This window comes from Pseudochrobactrum asaccharolyticum (genome assembly GCF_003314995.1).
In the GTDB taxonomy this organism is placed as follows: domain Bacteria; phylum Pseudomonadota; class Alphaproteobacteria; order Rhizobiales; family Rhizobiaceae; genus Pseudochrobactrum; species Pseudochrobactrum asaccharolyticum.
In genome coordinates this window covers 540,109-564,869 of the sequence record NZ_QNRH01000001.1, presented here as the reverse complement: position 1 = coordinate 564,869, position 24,761 = coordinate 540,109, and the positions used below count along the sequence as shown (strand labels likewise).

General features: G+C 50.6%; 24 protein-coding genes. 5 read left to right on the top strand and 19 right to left on the bottom strand.

Annotated features, from left to right (window positions below; genetic code table 11):
* Positions 1-18: 18 nt before the first annotated feature.
* Positions 19-438 carry an META domain-containing protein gene (locus DFR47_RS02590; protein ID WP_113942826.1) on the top strand — a complete coding sequence of 140 codons (420 nt, stop codon included), beginning with the start codon at positions 19-21 and terminating at the stop codon, positions 436-438.
* Positions 439-493: 55 nt separating this feature from the next.
* On the opposite strand, the gene DFR47_RS02585 is transcribed toward DFR47_RS02590, so the two are convergent.
* The 6 genes from DFR47_RS02585 to DFR47_RS02560 all read right to left on the bottom strand — a co-directional run bounded on the left by DFR47_RS02585 (position 494) and on the right by DFR47_RS02560 (position 5,654).
* Complete coding sequence (locus tag DFR47_RS02585; RefSeq protein ID WP_113942825.1) at positions 494-1,018, bottom strand: MerR family transcriptional regulator; 525 nt, start codon at positions 1,016-1,018, stop codon at positions 494-496.
* A gap of 367 nt (positions 1,019-1,385) precedes the next feature.
* Positions 1,386-1,712 carry an integration host factor subunit alpha gene (locus tag DFR47_RS02580; RefSeq protein WP_113942824.1) on the bottom strand — a complete coding sequence of 109 codons (327 nt, stop codon included), beginning with the start codon at positions 1,710-1,712 and terminating at the stop codon, positions 1,386-1,388.
* 146 nt (positions 1,713-1,858) lie between these two features.
* Positions 1,859-2,830, bottom strand: coding sequence for a beta-ketoacyl-ACP synthase III (locus tag DFR47_RS02575; protein WP_113942823.1), 972 nt, complete (start codon positions 2,828-2,830; stop codon positions 1,859-1,861).
* A gap of 233 nt (positions 2,831-3,063) precedes the next feature.
* Positions 3,064-4,143, bottom strand: a complete 1,080-nt coding sequence (gene plsX / locus DFR47_RS02570) for a phosphate acyltransferase PlsX (RefSeq protein WP_113942822.1) — start codon at positions 4,141-4,143, stop codon at positions 3,064-3,066.
* A 337-nt stretch (positions 4,144-4,480) separates the two neighbouring features.
* Positions 4,481-5,056, bottom strand: coding sequence for a YceD family protein (locus DFR47_RS02565; RefSeq protein WP_113942821.1), 576 nt, complete (start codon positions 5,054-5,056; stop codon positions 4,481-4,483).
* Positions 5,057-5,114: 58 nt separating this feature from the next.
* A complete protein-coding gene (locus DFR47_RS02560; protein ID WP_113942820.1) occupies positions 5,115-5,654 on the bottom strand; it encodes a ubiquinol-cytochrome C chaperone family protein in 540 nt (179 codons plus the stop codon).
* Positions 5,655-5,743: 89 nt separating this feature from the next.
* Between DFR47_RS02560 and DFR47_RS02555 the strand changes: the two genes are divergently transcribed.
* Entirely contained in the window at positions 5,744-6,256 is a 513-nt protein-coding gene (locus tag DFR47_RS02555) for an outer membrane protein assembly factor BamE (RefSeq protein WP_113943201.1), read from the top strand.
* Positions 6,257-6,323: 67 nt separating this feature from the next.
* Here the strand turns inward: DFR47_RS02555 and DFR47_RS02550 are convergent, their stop codons facing one another.
* From DFR47_RS02550 to DFR47_RS02495, 11 genes are all read right to left on the bottom strand, one after another.
* Positions 6,324-8,465: a sodium-translocating pyrophosphatase gene (locus tag DFR47_RS02550; protein WP_113942819.1), complete on the bottom strand. Its 2,142-nt coding sequence runs from the start codon at positions 8,463-8,465 to the stop codon at positions 6,324-6,326.
* A 447-nt stretch (positions 8,466-8,912) separates the two neighbouring features.
* The gene (gene nusB, locus DFR47_RS02545; protein ID WP_113942818.1) at positions 8,913-9,419 is read right to left on the bottom strand and encodes a transcription antitermination factor NusB; all 507 of its coding nucleotides are present in this window, start codon (positions 9,417-9,419) and stop codon (positions 8,913-8,915) included.
* 1 nt (position 9,420) lies between these two features.
* A complete protein-coding gene (locus DFR47_RS02540; RefSeq protein ID WP_113943200.1) occupies positions 9,421-9,882 on the bottom strand; it encodes a 6,7-dimethyl-8-ribityllumazine synthase in 462 nt (153 codons plus the stop codon).
* A gap of 420 nt (positions 9,883-10,302) precedes the next feature.
* The gene (locus DFR47_RS02535; protein WP_113942817.1) at positions 10,303-10,911 is read right to left on the bottom strand and encodes a riboflavin synthase; all 609 of its coding nucleotides are present in this window, start codon (positions 10,909-10,911) and stop codon (positions 10,303-10,305) included.
* Between the two features lie 49 nt (positions 10,912-10,960).
* Positions 10,961-12,124, bottom strand: a complete 1,164-nt coding sequence (gene ribD / locus DFR47_RS02530) for a bifunctional diaminohydroxyphosphoribosylaminopyrimidine deaminase/5-amino-6-(5-phosphoribosylamino)uracil reductase RibD (RefSeq protein WP_113942816.1) — start codon at positions 12,122-12,124, stop codon at positions 10,961-10,963.
* A 220-nt stretch (positions 12,125-12,344) separates the two neighbouring features.
* On the bottom strand, positions 12,345-12,827 hold the full coding sequence (gene nrdR / locus DFR47_RS02525; protein WP_113942815.1) for a transcriptional regulator NrdR: 483 nt from the start codon (positions 12,825-12,827) through the stop codon (positions 12,345-12,347).
* Positions 12,828-13,146: 319 nt separating this feature from the next.
* Positions 13,147-14,454, bottom strand: a complete 1,308-nt coding sequence (gene glyA / locus DFR47_RS02520) for a serine hydroxymethyltransferase (RefSeq protein WP_113942814.1) — start codon at positions 14,452-14,454, stop codon at positions 13,147-13,149.
* A 459-nt stretch (positions 14,455-14,913) separates the two neighbouring features.
* Positions 14,914-16,221, bottom strand: a complete 1,308-nt coding sequence (locus DFR47_RS02510) for a L,D-transpeptidase family protein (protein ID WP_113943199.1) — start codon at positions 16,219-16,221, stop codon at positions 14,914-14,916.
* Positions 16,222-16,591: 370 nt separating this feature from the next.
* Positions 16,592-17,143, bottom strand: a complete 552-nt coding sequence (locus DFR47_RS02505) for a hypothetical protein (RefSeq protein ID WP_113942813.1) — start codon at positions 17,141-17,143, stop codon at positions 16,592-16,594.
* Between the two features lie 191 nt (positions 17,144-17,334).
* Positions 17,335-17,766 carry a DUF6163 family protein gene (locus DFR47_RS02500; RefSeq protein WP_113942812.1) on the bottom strand — a complete coding sequence of 144 codons (432 nt, stop codon included), beginning with the start codon at positions 17,764-17,766 and terminating at the stop codon, positions 17,335-17,337.
* A gap of 102 nt (positions 17,767-17,868) precedes the next feature.
* The gene (locus tag DFR47_RS02495) at positions 17,869-18,963 is read right to left on the bottom strand and encodes an enoyl-CoA hydratase/isomerase family protein (protein WP_113942811.1); all 1,095 of its coding nucleotides are present in this window, start codon (positions 18,961-18,963) and stop codon (positions 17,869-17,871) included.
* 263 nt (positions 18,964-19,226) lie between these two features.
* On the opposite strand from DFR47_RS02495, the gene hemB reads away from it, so the two are divergent.
* The 3 genes from hemB (at position 19,227) to DFR47_RS02480 (ending at position 21,825) form a co-directional block, all read left to right on the top strand.
* Entirely contained in the window at positions 19,227-20,228 is a 1,002-nt protein-coding gene (gene hemB / locus DFR47_RS02490; RefSeq protein WP_113942810.1) for a porphobilinogen synthase, read from the top strand.
* Positions 20,229-20,379: 151 nt separating this feature from the next.
* Complete coding sequence (locus tag DFR47_RS02485) at positions 20,380-20,850, top strand: RDD family protein (protein ID WP_113942809.1); 471 nt, start codon at positions 20,380-20,382, stop codon at positions 20,848-20,850.
* Positions 20,851-21,069: 219 nt separating this feature from the next.
* Positions 21,070-21,825 (top strand): arginyltransferase, encoded by a 756-nt coding sequence (locus tag DFR47_RS02480; protein WP_113942808.1) that lies wholly within the window; start codon positions 21,070-21,072, stop codon positions 21,823-21,825.
* 91 nt (positions 21,826-21,916) lie between these two features.
* On the opposite strand, the gene DFR47_RS02475 is transcribed toward DFR47_RS02480, so the two are convergent.
* Together DFR47_RS02475 and parC are read right to left on the bottom strand one after the other, a co-directional pair.
* Complete coding sequence (locus tag DFR47_RS02475; protein WP_113942807.1) at positions 21,917-22,345, bottom strand: GNAT family N-acetyltransferase; 429 nt, start codon at positions 22,343-22,345, stop codon at positions 21,917-21,919.
* A 77-nt stretch (positions 22,346-22,422) separates the two neighbouring features.
* Positions 22,423-24,675, bottom strand: coding sequence for a DNA topoisomerase IV subunit A (parC, locus tag DFR47_RS02470; RefSeq protein WP_113942806.1), 2,253 nt, complete (start codon positions 24,673-24,675; stop codon positions 22,423-22,425).
* Positions 24,676-24,761 lie beyond the last annotated feature (86 nt).

Sequence of the window (24,761 nt, the reverse complement as noted above, 5' to 3'; positions counted from 1 at the left end):
TATTAAAAGAGGATTGTTATGCCATTTAACTTTACCAAGCTCATTCAACCTGCCGCACTCTCTGCAGGCCTTCTGCTTGCAAGCTTCGGTGCGACTCAGGCTGCAGAAACAGGTATTTACGGCAATTGGGTCGCAGAGCGTATTCAGGGACAGAAAGTCAGCGCTAAAGTTCAATCCACACTGGATATTGCAAAAGACGGCAACATCACCGGCAATGCAGGCTGCAACCAATATATGGGCGGCATGGAGATTAAAGGCGAAACAATCAAAGTTCAGCCTGCCGGATCGACACGCATGGCCTGCCCGCCCGCACAGATGCAACAGGATTCCAAATTCCATGCTGCGCTGGGAACAGTAACAAGCTGGAAAATCAGCAAAGGCAAACTGATCCTGACTGACGCGAAAAAACGTGAAGTTCTGCGCCTGAAACGCGTGTAATAAAAAAAGCGGGGCGCATTAGCAGCCCCGCTTTTTATTTCAAACTCATTAAGAGTTAGCGCACCTGATCGAGAAGGCGTTTGCACTCCAGCAAATCAAACAAAGCTTCCTGCAAAAGTGTGCGGTTATCTTTGTTCAGGCGTTTAGAATCAGCGCCCATCGGCCCCTCTTCCTCACCACGTAACAAGCCGAACAATTTGCGCCCGCCTGATGACTGGCGCGGCTCCTGCGGATCGTAATCCTCAATTGCGGCATCCTGCGCAGCTGTTGCCTGTTTCTGGCGGGTAATCGCCTCAACGGCCGCCACATCACCATTGCCAAGCGCAATAATGAATTGTGCATTATTCTCACGCAATAAACGCTGCACGCCTTTGATCGTATAGCCCTGATCATAAAGCAGATGACGGATACCTTTGAGCAATTCCACATCCAGCGGGCGATAATAGCGGCGGCCGCCGCCGCGTTTCATCGGCTTGATCTGTGTGAAGCGGGTTTCCCAAAAACGCAGCACATGTTGCGGCAGATCCAGATCTTCCGCTACCTCACTGATCGTCTTAAACGCATCAGGACTCTTATTCATGTACTGCCCCTTTCCGGTCGCAAAGGAGTATCACTCAAACGATACATCAATTCGGATGAATCACGTTTCCAGCATAAACAAGGCGTGGCGCTAATAAACACGTAAAATACAGGTCTTTCCGTGAGGAAAGAGAGAAATAACCGGCTTAAATGAGCGTCGCTCTGGTCAGCATCTGCAATGATTCTTATTCGCTCAGATCATAAAGCAAAATTGATCTGCTGCATAACGCCTAAAAAGGAATGCGAAACAGGGTTAAGTTTCCGTAACCCGATGCCTTTTCCCTAATATCCATTGCGCCACCAGAACAAAGCAGCACAAAGCAAAACACCGGCCACGAATGCAGCCGGTGTTTTAAATCTCTGTTCAATCAGGCTTTAGCCTTCTTGCCCTGACGCGCAAGGTGCTGATCCAGAATGCGCTGTTTCAGCACATTGGACGCCTTGAACGTCATGACACGCCGAGGAAGGATCGGAACCTCCTCACCCGTTTTCGGGTTACGGCCAATACGCTCATTCTTGTCTCTGACCTGAAATGTTGCAAAGGACGAAAGCTTAACAGTTTCGCCATTCACAATAGCATCACAGACTTCGTCAAGAATCATTTCTACCAGCGATGCAGATTCAGTACGTGACAGCCCTACCTTACGATAGACAGCTTCCGCCAGATCGGCACGCGTGACAGTCTTACCCCCCATGATGAACCTACTCGGCTAGCGTTAAAGGTGATAATCTCTTGTATGTGCAACAGGTTACACAGATGAAATGCCGATGGTCAAGCAGACTTTTGCGACTATTTGAACTTCTTTACGTGCTAAAGCCATTGAAATGACGTTTATACGCCCTACCAGCGCAACAAAACCGCACCCCATGTAAAGCCACCGCCCATTGCTTCAAGCAAAATCAGGTCGCCCTGCTTGATACGTCCGTCTTTAACAGCAGTCGCCAAAGCTAAAGGCACAGAAGCAGCAGATGTATTGCCATGCTGGTCAACAGTGATCACCACTTTATGCTCGGCAATATTCAACTTCTTCGCAGAGGCATCAATGATACGTTTATTGGCCTGATGTGGTACAAACCAATCAATATCATCAGCACTCAGACCGGTCGTGGCAAATGAAGCCTCAATCACGTCCGTGATCATACCAACCGCATGTTTGAAAACCTCACGGCCTTCCATGCGCAGATGACCAACGGTACCGGTGGTCGAAGGGCCGCCATCGACATAGAGCTTTTCCTGATGAGAGCCGTCTGAACGCAGATTGGCAGTCAGCACACCGCGATCGGAGGTCAAGCCGTTACCTTCAGCCGCTTCCATAATGATTGCACCGGCACCATCGCCGAACAAAACGCAGGTTGTGCGGTCTTTCCAGTCGAGAAGACGGGAGAACGTTTCTGCACCAATCACGATAACGCGCTTGGCCATACCGCTCTTGATATACATATCGGCGGTGGTCACAGCATAAACGAAACCGCTGCACACCGCCTGCATATCAAAAGCAAAACCGTGCTTCATGCCCAGAGCATGCTGAATTTCAACCGCGCTGGCAGGAAATGTATGGTTTGGTGTGGAGGTTGCCAGAATAATCAGATCAATGTCATCAATCGTCAGACCGGCATTTTCCAAAGCGGCCTGCGCTGCCTTGGTACCAAGTGATACTGTGGTTTCATGTTCACCGGCGATATAACGCTGACGGATACCTGTACGCTGAACGATCCATTCGTCGGTTGTTTCGACAACACCTTCCAGCTCAGCATTTTTAACAACGCGTTCCGGGGTGACTGCACCAATGCCTTTAACGACGGATCTGATCATCAGTAATTTTCCTGTCTGACATATCGGGCATCTTGTCGGTCATCTGGCGCAATGCAAGCCATCCGACGACACCGGATACATATTTTGATTTTGTGTCCTGCCGGACAACGTATTTATATATAGATCACCGGCAGCAACAATATAATAGCAGTCATTACAAATGCCTGAGCAGAAAGCAATGACTGCCTGAGTCAGCGCTTATATGAAAATCATATAAGGCAAATTTACGATAATTAAGCAGGTTTGGCAGGACTGTCCGCAGCTTCTGTGCTAACGGCTTCCGCTTCCTCAGCCTTATAATGGCTGTAGAATGAAGTCAGATCTGCTTCGATCTTCTGCATCAAACCATTGCGTACCATGTCATAGCCAACTTCAATCGCCGAACAAAAGCCTTCGCTGCTTGCGCCGCCATGACTTTTGATGACTACGCCGTTGAGACCGAGAAACACACCGCCATTGACCTTATTCGGATCCATCTTCTCGCGCAGGCGGTTAAATGCGCCCTTGGCAAAGATGTATCCCAGCTTAGCCATCCATGTGCGGCTCATCGCACCGCGCAAATAAGAAGCGATCTGCTTTGCAGTACCTTCAGCGGTTTTCAGAGCGATATTGCCGGTAAAGCCTTCCGTGACAACCACGTCCACAGTGCCTTTGCCGATATCATCGCCCTCGACAAAACCTTTATATTCAAAGCCCGGCAGCGGCGTTGCCTTCAGCGCAGCACCGGCTTCTTTAATCTCATCAAGACCTTTAACTTCCTCAACACCAACATTGAGTAGGCCAACTGTCGGGCGCTTGATCTCAAACAGAGCGCGCGCCATGCCCGCCCCCATCACCGAATAATCAATCAGCTGACGGGCATCTGCACCAATACTGGCGCCAACATCGAGAACGATGCTTTCGCCACGTGTTGTCGGCCAGATTGCTGCAATAGCTGGACGCTCGATATTCGCCATCATGCGCAGGCAGAATTTTGCCATTGCCATCAGCGCACCGGTATTACCGGCAGAAACACAAACATCGGCCTCACCGTTTTTAACGGCTTCGATGGCCTGCCACATCGTGGACTTGCCACGACCATTCCGCAAAGCCTGACTAGGCTTGTCGTCCATCTGCACGGCGGTTTCACTGATATGCAGGACCGAGGCAGCTTTTAATTTGGGAAATTTATCCAGAAACGGCTCAACCTGACCCGCCAGACCATAAAAAAGAAACCGGATGTCGGGATGACGCTCCAGTGCATTCGCTGCGGCGGGGATAACCACTTCAGGGCCAAAATCGCCCCCCATAGCGTCAATAGAAATTGTGACCACTTGATCGTCCTATACCGGTCTTCACAAACCATACGGGTTTACTATCAGAGCCTGCGTGCCCGGCATGATTTAAAATGCATATCCAGCCAGCCCGAAAGACAGCATGAATATCTTCGTCTTCTCTTCAGCGCTGGTGCGATTTCAGCAGAAATCTGCACCATGCCCTGAATTGCGCAAAATAACTTTTTTGTCTGCGCGCACAACTTAAATTTAATTTTGCCACGCAGACATCAGTTCCCAGCATTACAGTTATCACACCATGCGTTTGAATATAAAGCACTTTAGCGGCTTTGCCTATTCAAATTCCGTGCATGTCTAACTGCCTTAAAATCGCGCGTCAGTTTTTATCGCGCAATTTCGCAAGACCGGCAAAAGGCGAATCCGGCTTCACGTCGTCCTCAACCTCTTCATCATCTTCTTCGATAATTTCGATATATTCGGCATCTGTTTTGCGCGGATAAGGATCAATTGCCAGTTCAAAGAACTCTTCGGCGACCGCACCGATATCAATCTGATCGCCTTCAAAAGTTTCCGGCATATCCGGCCCCTCTGCATCGATCAGCATTTCGCCGCTTTCATCAAGACGAATACGTGCAAGACGTGAATTTTCCGGTACAAAGACCGTATCCACATCTTCACTGATCTGCGCTTCAATCGGCTCCAGTGTCGCCACACAAGCCTGTACAATCTGCGCTTCAATATGACCACGCAGTTTGATGCCGTCTTTTTTCCACTGGGTGATCACAAAATCAGCCGTAAAAGAACCAACTGAAATCAACTCGTGATTTTTTGCCAGCTGCGCGCGTTCTTTTTCATCGGCTTCGATTTTTATAGTCAGGCCTTTGCTCGGCACATGAGCCACCGAAACCGGAAACTTAAGCCCTGCATCGCCCGACCCATTATATTTCGTCATGATAAGTCCATCTTTATTTTTTGAATTGCTGGTTTAACAACAATGATATCAAGCTTATTTATGCAAAGCTGAAGTGGCCTTCAAGGAATTTGCTGTCCGGCTGTGTGAGCAAATACTGATAGGTCTGCATTGCATAAGCGGCCATAGCACTGCTCTGCTCCCAGTTTTGTCCCGCTTCCGTCAGATCCGGCCGCACATTGCGGCTCAGTGCCAGCGCCAGTTCGGCCTCATCATTCTTATCAATAGCCTCAGCATAGCTCAGCACACGTCCATAATACATGCGCGCCAGCTTTTTCATACGCTTCGGCACCCCCTGATCGCCGATACCAAGCTCACGCAATGAATGATCCACATCCTTGAAAAACTCTTCGGCAATATCCTGCGTCAGTTCTTTCAGCGCCGGATCTTCCGATTTCAACCGGTGCATCAGCAAGAAGACATGTAATGACAGCATCTCATAACGCCCGATTGGTGTATCCGGCACAAGAAATTCCGCATAGAAGCGCTTTTGTCGTGCTGCCGCCACGATTTTTTCGTAAGCAGACAGAGTAATTGCTTCATTTACTCGGGATTTGCGTCTTAATAAATTAAGAATCATGATTAAACGCCCATGCTTTTGTTGCATCCGGATGCAAGGTGGTTTACCCAAGTTCATCAGGTTACGGAAGTACCGTTGGGATAATGCTTATGGAGATGTCGTCGTTGCAGCGTATTTTCGCACAAAACCGCAGCAGAAGCTTGCTCATTACAGGCGCAGCCGTGCTTTTTTCGCTCGGACTTGCCGGTTGCAATACCGCAAGCATGCTCAATCCTTCAGAAACACTGACTGAAGGTTATGTCCTTGATGAACAGGCACTTGATTCTGTTCCTGTTGGTTCCAGTCGTGAACAGGTGTTGCTGACACTCGGCACCCCGTCCACAACGGCAACATTTGATAATGAAGTTTTCTACTATATTTCGCAAAAGCGTTTCCGTGCTGCGCAATTCATGAAACCAAAAATTATCGACCGTCGTATTCTGGCTGTTTATTTCGGCAAGGACGGTAAAGTTTCTCAGATCGCCCATTACGGTCTGCAGGATGGCAAGGTCTTTGACTTTGTTGCCCGCACCACACCGACCGGCGGTAAAGACCAGACTTTTGTCGGACAGCTCATGCAAGGCGTTGGCAAACTGCCAACCTCACTGCCAGGCACAATGTAATAGCGCATTACAACAAGTCAGATATGAATTGAAAACGCCGGTGAGATATTCTCACCGGCGTTTTTGTTTATTGATGTGCCAAAACTGCCAGCAGCAACAGCGCCACAATATTGGTGATCTTGATTGCCGGATTAACCGCAGGCCCCGCAGTATCCTTATAGGGGTCGCCAACCGTATCACCAGTCACCGAGGCTTTATGGGCCTCCGAGCCTTTCAGATGCTTAACACCGTCTGCATCAGTAAAACCGTCCTCGAAGCTCTTCTTGGCATTATCCCATGCGCCGCCACCCGACGTCATCGAGATTGCCACAAACAGACCATTGACGATCACCCCAAGCAAAGATGCGCCAAGGGCAGCAAAAGCCGAAGCCTTGGAACCCGAGATCAGCAATACACCGAAATAGACTACCAGAGGCGCCAGTACCGGCAGCAAAGACGGGATAATCATTTCCCGAATGGCCGCCTTGGTCAGAATGTCCACCGCGCGGGCATAATCAGGCCGCTCTGTGCCACTCATGATTCCCGGCTTTTCACGGAATTGCCTGCGCACTTCCTGCACCACCGAACCCGCAGCCCTCCCCACGGCAGTCATTGCAATACCACCAAACAGATAAGGGATCAGACCACCGAAGATCAGGCCTGCTACTACATAAGGGTTCGACAGATCAAAAGAGACTGCGCCCATATCACTGAAATACGGATAGTTCTGACTATTGGCTGCAAAAAACGCCAGATCATTGGAATAGGCCGCAAACAGCACCAAGGCACCAAGACCGGCCGAACCGATCGCATAGCCCTTGGTCACAGCTTTGGTCGTATTACCGACCGCATCCAGCGCATCGGTTGCCTTGCGCACTTCAGGATCAAGCCCCGCCATTTCCGCAATGCCACCGGCATTATCAGTCACAGGGCCAAAGGCGTCGAGCGCCACAATCATACCGGCAATGCCGAGCATTGCTGTCACCGCAATCGCCGTACCGAACAATCCGGCCAGCTGATAAGTGGTGATGATGCCAAACACGATAACAATGGCTGGCAGTGCCGTTGATTCCAGCGAGACAGCCAGCCCCTGAATCACATTGGTACCGTGACCACTGACCGACGCCTGTGCGATGGAGTTGACCGGACGTTTATTGGTACCGGTATAATATTCGGTAATCACCACAATCAGACCGGTAACGATCAGACCGATCAACCCGCAGATAAACAGATTGCTGCCGGAAATAGCAACACCGGCGACTGTGCCAATCTCTCCCCAGCCGATTGTCATGGTTGTTGCCAGCGCCAGACCAACGACTGAAAGCAGACCTGTGGCGATCAGGCCTTTATAAAGCGCCCCCATAATGGAGTTATCTGTGCCAAGCCGCACAAAGAATGTACCGGCAACAGAAGTGAGAATACATAAGCCACAAATCGCCAGCGGATAGAGAATGATTACCGGCAACAGTGGCGCACCGGCGAAGAAAATTGCTGCCAGCACCATCGTCGCAACAACTGTCACTGCATAGGTCTCAAACAAATCTGCGGCCATACCGGCGCAGTCACCGACATTATCGCCCACATTATCAGCAATGGTTGCCGGATTGCGTGGGTCATCTTCAGGAATACCGGCTTCAACCTTACCGACCAGATCGCCGCCGACATCTGCCCCTTTAGTGAAAATACCACCGCCAAGACGGGCAAAGATTGAAATCAGCGAGGCACCAAAACCGAGTGCCACAAGTGCATCAATCACCACACGGTCACCGGAGGCATAGCCCATACCGGCTGTGAGCAGCGCGTAATAACCGGCCACGCCAAGCAGTGCCAAACCTGCCACCAGCATACCTGTTACCGCACCGGCACGGAAAGCAATCTCCAGACCACCCGCAAGGCTCATCGAAGCCGCCTGTGCTGTGCGCACATTGGCACGCACGGAGACATGCATCCCGATAAAACCGGCCACACCGGACAAAACCGCACCGATCAGAAAGCCGAAAGCCGCATAGGCGCCCAAAAGCCACCATGTAATGATAAAGACCACCGCACCGACGAAAAAGATCGTCATATACTGGCGCGCCAGATAGGCCTGCGCCCCTTCGCGGATAGCACCTGCAATTTCCTGCATCCGCGCATTCCCCGCATCGGATGCCAGCACAGAACGGATTGCCCAGCCTGCATAGACCAGAGCCAAAATACCACAAATAAGAATGAGTATGAGAACTGCCATGCGTATTCCCCTTATTCTTCGGCCTTTATAATTCCGGAATAATCACCGGATTATCTCCCGATAACGGAGGACGGCATGAAGCAAGGTACAGCAGTCATTTAAAGCGCAGAGGGCGCTTCAGAAAATGCTCTCAGTCTGCTCAGACAGAAACAGAAGGCAGTCATTTCAATTCAGAGTCCGGTCGTTCGATTTACCCCATAATCCTGTTCTGAAATCGCTTAGTCATCAGGATTATGTTTTCTTGTAGCATCTGTCTGATCAGCATGCTTCAGGCTTGTCTTCCGGTATTCTGTCCGCAGGATGCGAAAGCCGGAGACAAAGGTCAAGTGCCTGTTTTAAAAACAGACAAAGCGACAATTGAGCATAAAAAAAGCCGGCACAGAATTGTACCGGCTTTTAAAATACATCACAGGCGTGACAGATTGTTCTGCCGCCGTCAAAACAGGATTAACGCGGCGTTTTTTTTGTACCGCGGCTCTCACCACGGATCTCAAATGCCAAACGATCGAGAACAGCGTTGACCAGTTTCGGCTCGTCTTCGTCGTAAAATGCTTTGGCAATATCGACATATTCCGAGACAATCACTGCGGTCGGCACTTCTTTTTTGGTGCGCAATTCCCAGATACCCGCACGAAGAATCGCACGCAGTGTCGAATCAAGACGCGACAGCGGCCAGTCTTCGGTCAGCGACTGACGGATCATCGGATCCAGAACACGCTGGTCTGCAACAACGCCGGCGATAATCGCGCGGAACCACTGCGGATCGGCATCCAGATACTGATCACCATCAATATCTTTACCCAGACGGAAATTTTCGTATTCAGCAGCAATGTCCAGCACGCCGGTGCCGGTGACTTCCATCTGATACAGAGCCTGAACGGCAGCAAGGCGGGCTACGCCTCGCTTATTGGCGGTGCGCGGCGCATTCTGCGGCGTCGCATGTGGGGCGGTCATATCAGACTCCAAATTTTCTTTGTAAATCAATCATTGTCAGGGCAGCGCGCGCAGCAAATCCACCCTTATCTTTTTCACTGCGTTTGGCGCGGGCCCAGGCCTGCTCTTCATTTTCCACAGTGAGAATACCATTACCGATCGCAATGCTCTCTGACACCGACAGATCTGTCAGCGCACGGGAGGATTCATTCGCAACAATTTCAAAATGATAGGTTTCGCCGCGAATGACCGTGCCAAGCGCAACATAACCATCATATTCAGTACCGCCGCCTGCCTCTGCATCCAGAGCAAAGGAGATAGCTGCCGGAATTTCAAGCGCGCCCATCACGGTCACAACATCATAGGTTGCACCCACATCATCAAGCGCGGCTTTGGCGCCGTCCAGAAGTGCATCAGAAAGCGCATCGTAAAAACGGGCTTCAACAATCAGAATATGCGGCTGATACGCCAGATTTCCGGTCATCTCATTCTCCATAATCAATTGCTATTCCAGCAAACGAACCCACGACAACCAGAGCGGTTTTTCCGAAACTGCTGCAGGTTAAGAACACTCTACTGTCTTCCGCATCCCGTGCGGGACAAGAAAGCATATATAAATCATATTCTATAGAAACCTGCGGCACTTACAATGTAAGCGGCCATAGATTTTTTAATAACGGCTTTTGTCCTGCAACGACAGCAAGCCCCGCTGTGACAGACGAAACTCTGCACAACTGAGGTTAAGCAAATGGCTGAACGGTAATAAATTCTGCTCTACAGCATTATGCTTAAAAAGTAAGCCCTGTTTGCTGCATTTCTGTAATTTTGTCGCATGCAAACGAGCAGGCGCCGCTAAAGCATGTCTTTAGCGGCGCCTTTGATATGACGTATCTTGATATGCGTTTTATGCTTTGAACTGCGCCAGACGTGCGGCATAGCGTGCCAGCTGATCAATCTCGATATTGATCTTATCGCCAACCTGACGGGAGCCCCATGTGGTCACTTCCAAAGAATGGCGGATCAGCAGCACATCGAACTCATTGCCGTTGACACCGTTCACGGTCAGCGATGTGCCGTCCAGTGCCACAGAGCCCTTCTGCGCAATGAAAGGTGCCAGATTTTCCGGCGCACGAATGGTAAAGCGCACCGCCTCACCTTCCGCCTCAATATTGATGATTTCTGCCATCGCATCGACATGACCGGAAACCAGATGGCCGCCCATCTCATCACCGAGTTTCAGCGAGCGCTCCAGATTGATTTTACGGCCGGATTTCCATTCGCTGATGGTGGTCAGACGTAACGCCTCTTCCCATGCTTCCACTTCGAACCAGCGGGCATTGCTTTCAATATCCGGCAAACGGGTCACAGTCAGGCAAACACCGGAACAAGCAATTGATGCACCGATCTCAATGGTTTTAGGATCATAAGCCGTATCAATGCGCAGCAGCACACCTTCATCAAGAACTTTAACGTCCGAGACTTCACCGATATCGGTCACAATACCTGTAAACATCCGTCATTCTCCGTCATTCTCATTGCAGCGATAGTATATTAGCAGATATTTATTTTCGCTTATACTGGCTCAAAACATCTGATGCAAAATGGCTCTCACTGGTTTTCACGAAATCTGCGGCGATAAATGCCTGCAAACCTTCAACCGCCAGTGCCTGCCCATCGCCATTCGGCAGGATCGGGTTAGGGCCATCAAAGATCATCAGCTTATCAACCAATCCGGCAGCGAGAAATGCCTGCGCAACCACGGCACCGCCTTCAACCATCAAAGTGGCGATACCCTGTGCAGCTAGGTCATCCAGCAATTCCGGAAGAGCGATTTTCTCATCTTCGCATTCCGTTGCCAGAATACGGCAACCGGCTTCAATCAGCTGCTGGCGCTTGACCGGATCAGCATCGTTACGGGCGGCAATCCACAGCGGCACCTGACGTGCGGAACGCACCAGCTTCGAGGTCAGCGGAGTGCGCAGCTCGCTATCTAGAATAACGCGGATCGGTGAACGATCCTGCAAGCCCGGTAAACGAACATTGAGAATTGGATCATCGGCAATCACGGTTCCGACACCGATCATAATCGCATCGGTCTGCGCGCGGCGCATATGGACCTGTGAAATACTGACAGCACCAGTAATCGCGATCTGGCCGCGCCCGACACAACCGACATAGCCGTCAACCGACAACGCCAGTTTCAGCATCACTTCCGGACGTTTGCGGAAAGAGCGTGACAGATAGCCAGCCAGCTCATCATCGCCCTGCTCACGACAGACATCAGTGATAACTTCCAGTCCTGCATCGCGCAAAATCTGATAGCCACGCCCTGCAACACGCGGATCAGGATCGCTGCTGGAAGCAACAACACGCTTGATCCCCGCTGTTACCAACGCACTGGCACAAGGCGGTGTATGGCCGTGATGGGCGCAAGGCTCCAGCGTAACATAGGCTGTAGCGCCTTTAGCCAATTCACCGGCCTCGGCAATCGCCTGTGTCTCCGCATGCGGACGGCCACCCTCAGCTGTCACACCGCGTCCGACAATCACCGGCCCGTGCCCGGCATCAGCCACAATCAGCGTTGCCACAGAAGGATTGGTTCCCGTAATGCCAAGATGGCGGCGTGAATAGCGGATTGCAGCCGCCATAAAGCGCTTATCGAGCTCTGATGCACTTGCCTGCGCAGATTGGTTCTGACGGGCTGTTGCGTTCTGAGGTTCATTCATATGCCAAATTCCAGTACGGAGTGTTTTGTACTGCCCGCCTTTAAGCCAAACAGATGCAAAACCTATTTACTTTAACACGTATCTGACCCGAAATTTCCGGTTGCCAGAATACATTCTGTTCAAAAGAGACCGGCGGCTCACACAAAACCACTTCCTGTCTCAGATATTCATTCAAAAGCAGCAATCTGCAAACTGACGGGGCACATGATGCGCCCCGAACTTATTCCTCATTCTCTGCCGATGCAGAATTTTCCGGCTGCCCGAGTTCATCAATGACATTGTGAAAATCTTTAGCAACACTGAAATTACGATAGACGGAAGCGAAGCGGATATAAGCAATATCGTCCACGCCTTTCAGCGCTTCCATTGCCAAGCGACCGATTTCCTCCGACGGAATCTCCACTTCACCGGAACTTTCCAGCTGGCGTACAATGCCGGAGACGGCACGTTCCACACGCTCCGCATCAACCTCGCGCTTGCGCAATGCCACCTGCACAGAATGCATCAGCTTATCGCGGTCAAACGGTACACGGCGGCCACTCTTCTTCACCACCATCAGTTCGCGCAATTGCACGCGCTCAAAAGTGGTAAAACGACCAGCGCAAACAGGACAAACACGGCGTCTGCGGATTACTGATCCGTCCTCTGCCGGACGGGAATCCTTAACCTGTGTATCATCGGACTGGCAAAACGGGCAGCGCATGGCGAAACTCTCAAACTATGCCACGCTTTACAACGCAGCGGTCATTGCAGCTAAACAAACAGCACCAATGACAATAAATATTTCAGATTGAAATTATCTAAAGCAGATGGACCCTTTTGTCATCAGCTAGAACATTTCCAATGTTAAATTGAATCCTTTGAAATGCACCAGCCATTTATTTTTATGCGCATCTTGCGTGATAAACAGCCCTGCGTCCTTCAAAGATACATTCCGGCATCAATAACCCGCCGCAATAAAAACGCCGCGTAACACTTATGTGATACGCGGCGTCATTTTTTACAACATCAGCAAAGCAAGCTTAGCCCTGATAGCCATACATCGGGAAGTTTGCTGTCAGTTCAATAACCTTCTTCTGAACAGCAGCTTCAACAGCGGCATTGCCTTCATCAGAATTGGCTGTTTTCAGACCATCGAGCACTTCGGTGATCATATCGCCGATCTGTTCGAATTCTTTAATGCCGAAGCCGCGGGTTGTACCGGCCGGTGTGCCGAGGCGGATACCGGAGGTTACAAAAGGCTTTTCAGGATCAAACGGAATACCGTTTTTGTTGGTGGTGATATTTGCACGACCCAGTGCTGCTTCAGCGCGCTTACCCGTTGCATTCTTCGGACGCAGATCAACCAGCATCAAGTGGTTGTCAGTGCCGCCGGAAACGATATCAAGACCGTTTTTCTTCAGGTTCTCTGACAGAGCCTTGGCATTTGCCACAACATTCTGTGCATAGAGCTTGAATTCCGGCTGCAGAGCTTCTGCCAGTGCTACCGCTTTACCGGCGATCACATGCATCAGCGGGCCGCCCTGAAGACCAGGGAATACAGCCGAGTTGAACTTCTTGGCCAGATCACCGTCATTGGTCATGATCATACCACCGCGCGGACCGCGCAGGGATTTATGCGTGGTTGTGGTGCAAACATGCGCATGCGGCACTGGTGACGGATGAACACCGGCAGCAACCAGACCCGCGATATGCGCCATATCAACCATCAGATAAGCACCGATTTCATCGGCGATCTCACGGAAGCGCTTCCAGTCCCAGATACGGGAATAAGCAGTACCACCGGCCAGAATCAGCTTTGGTTTATGTTCGCGGGCAAGACGTGCCACTTCGTCCATATCCAGCAGGTGATCGTCTTCACGTACACCATAAGATACAACATTGAACCATTTACCGGACATATTTACCGGAGAACCGTGGGTCAGGTGACCACCGGAATTCAGATCAAGACCCATGAATGTATCGCCCGGCTGCAACAGCGCAAGGAATACAGCCTGGTTCATCTGGCTGCCGGAATTCGGCTGCACGTTGACGAATTCTGCGCCGAACAGCTTTTTCGCACGTTCAATCGCCAGTTCTTCGACGATATCAACATACTGGCAACCGCCGTAATAACGCTTGCCCGGATAACCTTCGGCATATTTGTTGGTGAGGATTGAACCCTGAGCTTCAAGCACTGCGCGGGAAACGATGTTTTCCGATGCGATCAGCTCGATTTCGTGACGCTGACGGCCAAGTTCCTTGCGGATTGCGCCGAAAATTTCAGCATCCGCTTCTTCAAGACCCTTATTAAAGAATGCTTCGAGAGAAGCACCGTTCGCCTGCGACATATCCTATTCCTTCCGGTTCCCAGTCAATTTCCCAGTCAAAAGTCAATCAGACACCACTCCCGTCGCCTGTTTGCGACGGTCATGGAATTCCTCGCTATTTGTTTTTGACGCGTATCTTATCCGAAAACCGGTTCCCACTTTTCGGGATACGCTCAATGTTCATCCGCATATCAAAATGCAGAACAAAAAGCACGTAAATTCAATGTAGCTTGCGGCTTAGCGCATTCCTATGTCGGGTGGCAATATCACACTTGTCATGACTGCTCCATGGCCAGCAGGCGATATCTCATGACGTAAAACGGCTAAAGTCCGATTTATATCGTTTAAGATACAAAAAAGCCGCCCGAAGGCGGCTTTATCAGTAAATTATCTTATGCACAGAAGGCAGTTTTGAGAGTAAACCGGCTGCTGTCTTTTTCAAAACTGCCCTGCTGTTTTTATGCTCCAAGACTAAAAATCTCAGATCGCAGTACCAATAGCCAGTTCAGAAGCGCCGTCCATCTTGTAAATATCATCACGGAACTGCGGAATACCGTCACCGGTTGACCATGCCGAGATATAAACAAAATACAGCGGCACAGGATCAGCAAGCTGGATCGGGTTATTCTGACCACTCTTGATGGTTTCCTCAATGCTGTCACGCGACCAGCCATTGGTGTTTTTCAACAGCCACACATCGAGATCGCGGATATTTTGCACACGGATACAGCCGGATGAGTCAAAACGCATCAGATTGTTGAACGTGCCCTTTTGCGGCGTATCATGCATATAAACAGCATGGGCATTATGGAAGTTGATCTTGGTCGATGCCATAGCATTGATCTTGCCCGGATCCTGACGGAACATCAGCTTCACAGCATCTTCCGTATTCCAGTCAACGGTTTCCGGCGGCACTTCCTGCCCTTGTCCATTATAAAGACGGATCTTGTTTTTGGTCAGATATTGCGGGTCTTTACGCATCAAAGGAATGATATCCTTGCGGATAATCGACTTTGGCGCTGTCCAGTACGGGTTGAGGATCACTTCGTGGATTTTTGAAGTCAGGATCGGTGTCTGGCGATCGATCTTACCGACAACGGCCGTATGGCGCTGCACAACGCGGCCGTTTTCAATCGCCTCGATCTGTGCTGCCGGAATATTGACCATCACGAAGCGGGTCTGATCAACATTGGCAAGAGAGCCAAGACGCTGCAGATTGGTATTGAGCTGACCGAGACGAACATCGGCACTGACATTGAGCGCCTTATAGGTCATATCGCCCATTACACCATCGGCTGGCAAACCATGACGCGCCTGAAAACGCTTCACGGCAGCATCCACATAGGTATCAAAGGAAGTAGAAGAACCGATACCCTCCGGCAGATCGCCGGAAATCATCAGACGCTGGCGCAGGATCGGCACAACCTGACTTTTCATGCCTAAGCGCAGGCGCTCATTGCCTGGCACTGTCGGCCAGCCGCCATTGGCAACAATCATATTATACTGATTGATCGCCGCGCTGATATAATTCAGCGTCTGCGGGCTCATGATTGGCTGGTTGGTTGCAATGGCTTTGGCACCACCAGTACCGCGCGCATCAAATGTATCACTCCAGTTACCGCGACGACCGGATGACAGCACATCATTCAGACCCACAGCCTGAGCAAATGCAGCGGAAGTAGCCGCTGGCACCGACAAAGCAGCCAGTCCCAGACCGGCAGCGCCACGCAAAAACAAACGGCGATCAAGCGCCTTTGCTGTTTTTCCGTCTTTTACACTATGCTTCATATTTTCATCCTCACTCCGCAGCAACAGCAACTTGCTCACCGGAATTCACATCGCCAGAATTCCCATCGCAAGACTGTGCGACACAGGCAGATCAACAGAAAAGCCGCTTCGCTTTCCCTGCTCACAATTTAACTCTGAAACAATAATCAACCCGAATAGCAGTATAACTGATCAAACTCACATCAGTTGCATGGACGCCAAACATCCTGCCGGACTTAACCGCTATAAACAGTTTTGTGGCTTAAACATGTCTGTAAGCATTCCGGCAAGCTCTTATCATTATCATGAGCTAAAAATGACTATCATAAATATGCTTAATCCGGAATTGTGGCGATTCAGCAACGATAAAGGCTGGTCTTATCCGACGGATTTATACGGCTGCGGCTTTAACAAGGCTGAAGCGCTGCAAGCGCCAGAGCGAATTATGCATTGAAGCCAGACGTGTCGCATCCGGCACATCGCGCCCTGCACCATCGAGAAACACGTAATCATAAAGCTCGAAAAGACCATCGGCGACGGCCTGCCCCTTCGCTGTCAATCTCAGGACTGTCAGATCATCGGAGCTTTCAGCGGCAGAAACCACATACCCCTGTGCAATCAGGCTGGCGAGCATAATCACGGTCTGCGAGGATAGAGGCTCAATCGTGCGATAAAGCTGCGCCGTATCGCGCAGGCCATTGCCGATACAAAACAGCATTACCGCCTGCTCCGCATTTAACGGATAGTTCTGCCTGTCAGAAAATGCGCCGTGGAAAAAAGCCAGCAAACGTCTGTAATGGCGGTTCAGCTGACGCTCAACTTCCAGACATAACACCTGCAAGCCTGAGCCATGCTCTGCGCTTTGCACAGTCTCATAGCCTGCAAGGGCATCCTTGTGCCCTGCTCCGCAATGTGTTGTCTGAAACGGCTCGTGCGTTTGCATTCAGCTTGTCTCCGCTTTTCAAAGCAAAAGCCAGCAGCACCACATATCCCTGTGTGACATGCAGAAAACCGGCATAGTGCTTAGCGATGACTGTAAGAAGCAGCGGTGAAATTCGGCTTAAGCCGCAAGGCTAACAACCGGTTAACGGCCGGTTATTCAACTGAAAACTCATGAGGCAGGGAGTGCCGCAGTTAGCGTACCGGCGTTGCCAGTGCTCTTTTTCCCTGCATAAACAAGCCGATACGGAATACGATGTAGATCAGCAGGAAGCCGACATTCAGCGCTGCCAAGGCCGGAAAATATTCAAAAGAACGTGCAAAAATTGTGTAAATCAATGCCTGTGCCAAAGCTGTTATCACCCAAAGCACAGCGCCCCATGAGGCGCGGATCCATAAGCCGGTAGCAACAATCGGCAAGGCAACGGCAAGACTTACGCTGACGGTTTGCCACTGCCAGGGCATCAGATCGAAACGCCACAGCAATCCCGGATAAAGGCCGATCAGACGCATCCAATAATAAATACCACCGGCAAGGCAAACGAGTGCAACAAACCGCATGAACAGAACGAACCAGCTATGCAGGGCTGAATCTCCCGTGCGTAATCTCAGCTGATCATCCACCATGCGGTTCTTTACCTTTATTCGGAGCTGTTTCATGTTTGAAACAGCTCGCTCTTCATCTCATTACCATTGCAAATGCAAAGCTGCGTCTCTGCAACGGTTTATTCAATTATGCTGCACGAAATCGGGCAGTTTCACATCCGCCAGACTTGCTGGTTTCCACACAGGATTGCCGGTCTTTTCAATCAGAACAGCGCCAATCCCCGCATAGAAATCATGCCCTTGCAGCAGAATCTCTGCCAGAGCGTACTCTATTTGCATCTGCCTATCCAAGCGTGCGCTGTAACTCAGTTGGTTGTTTGCACGAATAAATGCTTCTGCATCCTGAAAAAGTGTAAAAATCGCCTTCAAACTGGTCGGAGAGCGCTTGCCGAGCAAATCCGCAATTGCGGCAGCTTTTTCATCACCGGCCTCTCCGGCTGCAGTGAAATTCGCAATAATCTGCTCAATGCTGTCTGCCCTGCAACAGCGGGTGGTCAGCGCCCTGTCCTGCTCGGAAGTCTCCCATTCCGGTTCGCTCATCGGCATAGTGCTCAGAATATCATCAGGATTTTCACCGGCAATCAGCTTTGAACGCAGCATATCCAGTTGATCAGCTTTCAGAGCATGGGTTGCAATGCCGCTATGCAGACAATCGCCCCAACGAATAGCAGAGCCGGTTAAGCCGAGATAGAAACCGAACTTCTCCGGCAATGCAGGTAAAAAAGCACTGCCGCCGACATCGGTGAAAAAGCCGATACCACTTTCCGGCATCGCAAACATCGTGTTTTCTGTCACGATCCGGTGTGAACCATGCACGGACACACCGGCACCACCGCCCATCGTAATACCGTCAAGCAGAGCCACATAGGGTTTCTTATAGGCCGCAATCAACCGGTTGAGCCGATATTCATCTTTAAAGAAATCATAGGCCGGCGCGCCATTTTTACCGGCGTGATAGGCGGCAACGACATCACCTCCGGCACAGAAAGCGCGTCCTTCACCTTCGATAAGAATGGTTTTGATCTGCGGATCATCTGCCCATTGCAATAAAGCCCGTTCCATAGCTTGAATCATTTTATGGGTCAGGGCATTCAGCGCTTTCGGGCGGGTCAGCCGGATTAAGCCTACAGCACCATGCACAGCAAAGCCGATTTCATCATCGCCGCCGAAATCCACTGAACCTGCATGAGAGGTTGCTGACTGCTGTGCCTTGTCCATCATTTTCTCCTGCCCGCAAATATATTTTAGCGCTATCTGGTCAGACTGTAGCTAATTTTTCAACCAAGGCCATAGCTTAACATTGCATATTACAGGCCTTCCCAATCTTAAGCGCGGCAATGTTTCACACCTCAAAAAGCGTTTTTATCAAGCTGTTACCGCAATTAGAGTGTTAAGGCTCCTGATCTGGCCTGCGCGGTATCTCCAGACTATAGAATAGCCTGATCCCGCCTTTCCTTACGCCGAATTACGGAAAAGGTATTATGCGTAATATTGATGAAATCACCCAAAGCCGCCGCCTGCGTCGTACCCGCCGCACCGAATGGTCCCGCCGTCTGGTTCAGGAAAATGCGTTAAGCGTTAATGATCTGATCTGGCCGTTCTTTGTGTGCGAAGGTAACAATGTTGCCTCTCCTATTGCTGCGATGCCAGGCGTGCATCGCTATTCCGTGGATATGGCAGTGCGTCAGGCAGAAAAAGCTGCCAAGCTTGGTATTCCGGCAATTGCTCCTTTTCCGAATGAACCGGCTCATATTAAAACGCAAGATGGCTCCTATATCGCCAATCCGGACAATCTGATCAATTCAGTCACCCGTGCGATCAAGAAAGAAGTGCCGGAAATCGGCATTATCACTGATGCTGCGCTCGATCCTTTCACAACGGATGGCCACGACGGAATTCTGCGCGACGGTATTATTCTCAATGATGAATCCGTCGAGGTTGTTGTACGCGGTGCACTGGCACAGGCTGAAGCCGGTGCGGATATTATTGCACCTTCTGACATGATGGACGGCCGCATCGGTGCCATCCGCGACGCACTGGATGCCAACGGCTTCCAGCACCTGCCGATCATGTCCTATGCCACCAAATTCGCCTCTGCATTCTACGGCCCTTACCGTGAAGCAATCGGCACTGCCGGTGTTCTGAAAGGCGACAAGAAAACCTATTACCTTGATCCGGCCAATACGGATGAAGCGTTGCGAGAAGCCGAGCAGGATGTGTGTGAGGGCGCAGACATGCTGATGATCAAACCTGGCATGCCTTATCTTGATATTATTCAGCGTATCAAAAGCCAGTTCGCGCTGCCGACCTTCGCTTATCAGGTCTCCGGTGAATATGCGATGATCAAAGCCGCCGGTCAGAATGGCTGGATTGACGAAGAAAAAGTCATGATGGAAAGCCTGCTGGCGTTTAAACGTGCCGGTTGCGACGGTATTCTCACTTATTTCGCGCTGGAAGTGGCTGAGAAGCTCAAAAACGCCTGATCCGGCTTATAATATCTATGAAGAGCACATTCTGCTGAAGCAGGATGTGCTCTTTTGTATTTTAGCTCATCGAAACATAAAACCTTGAAATCCGGCTGTGTGCCTCCTATCTCTCAACTTATAAGAGAGTATAAGGAGCAATCATAAGCCGATGAATGACCGAACAATCAACCATGATATTGTTCTGCCGCGTTTTGAAGACCGCCGCCTCTATGAAGGTGTGCGATCAAGGCGTATTTTCGCCTTTCTGATCGACTATTTCATTGTGCTGCTGCTGTGTATTCCGGTTGCCATTTTGATTGCCTTTCTCGGCATTCTGACACTGGGTCTTGGCTGGATGCTCTACGGTATTTTGCTGCCGCTGGTGGCATTGCCTTATGTGTATTTTACTGTCGGTGGTCCGAATAAAGCCACAACAGGTATGCGCATGATGGGTATCCGGATTGAGCGTATGGACGGCAAACCGATTGACGGCGTGTTCGCCGTTGTGCACTCGGTGCTGTTCTGGGCGGCCAATGTGCTGCTGACACCGCTGATCCTGCTGGCAACGCTGTTTCTGGACTACAAACGCGCAGTGCATGATATGCTGCTCGGCGCGGTGATTGTACGCACCAATCCGTAACAACAACATTTAGAGATTTTAACAGCGCAGAGTTTTCTGCGCTGTTTGCATTATCAGCTTAATTATCGTCGCTTATGCGCTATGACTACAAATTCACGAAAGCGGGATTTTACATCCTGCTCAATTCTATTATGATTAACCATTCTGCAGGCCTTTTGACTGCACAATTTGAGACGTATAATTTCAAGTCGTCTTTATTGTCGTATTGACGGGCAAATCATGACACAGCATCAACCGCAACCACAGCAATTCTACCTGACCGCACCGACTGAATGTCCGTATCTGGACAATCGTGCCGAGCGCAAAGTTTTTACGCATCTGGTTGGAAATCGCGCACCGGAGCTGAATGACCTGCTAACGCAGGCAGGTTTCCGCCGCTCTCAGAATATTGCTTACCGCCCTGCTTGTGAAAATTGTAACGCCTGTGTGTCCGTGCGTATTCTGGCCGGCGAATTCAAGATGACACGCTCCATGCGCCGTATCTGGAAACGCAATCAGGATCTGATCGGTTTCGCCAATAAAGCGGAGCCCAGCTCAGAACAATATGCGCTGTTCCATGATTATCTCAACAGCCGGCACCATAATGGCGGCATGTCAGAAATGTCTGTGCTGGACTATGCGATGATGGTTGAGGACAGCCACGTCAACACACAGATCATTGAATACCGCATGCGTGGCGCCGATACGATGATCACAGGCAAGGGCGAAGGGCCGCTGATTGCTGCCGCACTCACCGATGTGATGGGTGACGGTGTTTCCATGGTCTATTCGTTTTTCAATCCGGAACTGGCTGACCGCTCAATCGGAACCTATATTATTCTCGACCATATTATGCGCTGTAATGCACTTGGCCTGCCGCATGTCTATCTCGGTTATTGGGTCAACGGCTCTGCAAAAATGCATTATAAGACCCGTTATAAACCGCAAGAACATCTCACAGCCAATGGCTGGCAGCTGACAGATATTGCTGATTAAACAAAAACACCCGCATAAAACTATGCGGGTGTGTTACTATTTTCTATTAATTTCAATCCGTTAGGAAATAAATCTCACAATGAGATTCATCTTAAGCCTTACGGCCAACCTTGAACGCCATACCGATAGATGCAGGCGTCACCGGTGCGAAGCCATATTTGGTATAAAGATGCGCAGCCGGACCATCAGCGATCAGGCTGACATAAGCACTTTCCGGCGCATTCTCATCCAGATAAGCCATAATCTCGGTCATGATCAGTTTGCCGAGCCCCTGTCCCTGATGTTCAGGCAAAACTGCAATATCGCAAACCTGATAGGTCGTACCGCCGTCACCAATGACGCGCCCGATGCCGACGATCTTTTCACCGTCCGAAATTTGCACGCCAAACAACGAATTTTTCAAACCGCGCTCTGCGGCTTCAACGGTCTTTGCACTAAGCCCGCTGGCTGCACGCAAATGACAATAGGTCTGGACATCCGGAACCTGACGCAAGACCTGATATTTTGATTCAACCGGCATGATTAAGTCACTCTTCCCATTCTATAAATATAGGTCGGGCGGACTCTTCCCTACCAGAGCCCGCCCGAATGATGTTCTTACGATGTAAATTTACCGGTGCGCGGAAAACCTTTCGGCACCATGCGCCCTGCAGTTGCACGGTCAGCCGTCCATTCTTGTAATTCGTCTTTACTGCGCGTGAAGGTACGATCCGCCGAATCCTGCCAGGTCAGTCCCTGATCAATCGCAAAAGTACGAATGTCGGATATGCCGCCATCTTTGTATTTCTGCAGACGTACGCCTTTACCACGTGACAATTCCGGCAGTTCCGCCAACGGGAAGACCAGCATTTTGCGGTTTTCACCGACGACAGCAATCGTATCTCCCGTAATGCGCTGGCAGATTTTCATCTCATCCGGCAATTTCACATTCATGATCTGCTTGCCCTTACGGGTATTGGCAATCACTTCGCTCTCATTGATCATGAAGCCATAACCTTCATGCGACGCCAAGAGCAATTTAGCGCTGGCATCATGCACAAAAGCACTCAGAATATCCTGATCATTATCCATATCGACCATGATACGGATCGGTTCACCATGGCCACGGCCACCCGGCAGGGTATTGGCACCAATGGTGAAGAACTTGCCGCCGGTGGTTGCCACAACAATCTTGTCCGTCGTTTCCGCATGGAAGGCCAGCTTCAGCTTATCGCCTTCTTTAAAAGACAATGCGGAGAAGTCCGGCAGATGCCCCTTCATGGCGCGCATCCAGCCTTTTTCAGACACGACAATCGTAACCGGCTCACGCTCGATCATCGCCTGATGAATGTCTTCCAGATCGTGACTTGGTGCTTCAGCAAATTGCGTGCGACGTTTGCCAAGCGGTGTTTCAGGGCCGTAAGTTTCACGAACCTTTTTAATCTCTCCGCTGATCGCCTTCCACTGCTTGATTTCCGAACCAAGCAATTCTTCGAGCTGCGCTTTTTCAGCAGTCAAACCGTCGAATTCCTTGCGGATTTCAAACTCTTCCAGCTTACGCAAAGAGCGCAAACGCATATTCAGAATCGATTCAGCCTGCATATCCGTCAGGCTGAAGGTGCGCATCAGCTCCTGCTTCGGCTCATCCTCTTCACGGATGATGCGGATAACCTCATCCAGATTGAGATAAGCGATCAGATAGCCGCCCAGAATTTCAAGGCGCTTTTCAATCTCTTCCAGACGATATTGCGAACGACGCAGCAGAACTTCTTTACGATGTTCCAGCCATTCCTGCAGCACACCGCCCAATGAGAGAACATTCGGCACCTTCCCGTGGGAAAGCACGTTCATATTCAGTGAAACACGGTTCTCAAGCTCTGTCAGCTTGAACAGCGATTCCATCAGAAGCTCAGGATCGACAGAGCGATTCTTCGGCTCCAGCACGATACGGATATCTTCTGCCGACTCATCACGAATATCGTCGAGCAATGGCAGTTTTTTCGCCAGCAGCAGTTCAGCGATCTTCTCAATCAGGCGCGATTTCTGCACCTGATACGGAATTTCGGTGACCACAACTACCCATGTACCACGGCCGAGATCTTCTTTTTCCCACTTGGCACGGACACGGAAAGCGCCGCGGCCGGTACGATAGGCTTCAAGAATATTCTCTTTCGGCTCAACCAGAATACCGCCGGTCGGCAGATCAGGTCCCGGCACCAGCTGCACCAGTTCTTCAACTGATGCCTGCGGATTGCGGATCAGCAGCAATGCGGCGTCACAAAGTTCTGCCACGTTATGCGGCGGAATATTGGTCGCCATGCCAACAGCAATACCCGATGAACCATTGGCCAGAAGATTCGGGAATGCGCCCGGCAGAACCACCGGCTCCAGATCTTCTTCATTATAGGTCGGGCGGAAATCAATGGCGTTTTCCGTGATACCTTCGAGCAGCAATGATGCCACTTCGGTCATACGGGCTTCCGTATAACGCATCGCAGCAGCATTATCGCCGTCGATATTCCCGAAATTGCCCTGCCCGTCGACAAGCGGATAGCGCACTGCGAAATCCTGCGCCAGACGTACCAGAGCATCATAGATCGACGCATCGCCATGCGGATGGAATTTACCCATCACATCACCGACAATACGCGCACATTTGGCATAGGAACTGCCCGGATTGAGGCGCAGCAAACGCATAGCGTGCATGATGCGGCGGTGAACCGGCTTCAGACCGTCGCGCACATCCGGCAGCGCACGATGCATGATCGTGGACAGCGCGTAAGCCAGATAGCGCTCTTCAAGCGCCGATTTCAGATCAACTGTTTCGACGTGATCATCGCCGCCTGATGGCGGAATCAGATTTTTACCCATAGTATATGGTTAGCAAGCGGCTGATTCTGCGGCAAGTCAGGATGCGTTTACACACAGCAACTAGGCCGGTTTTCCGCATTATTCTC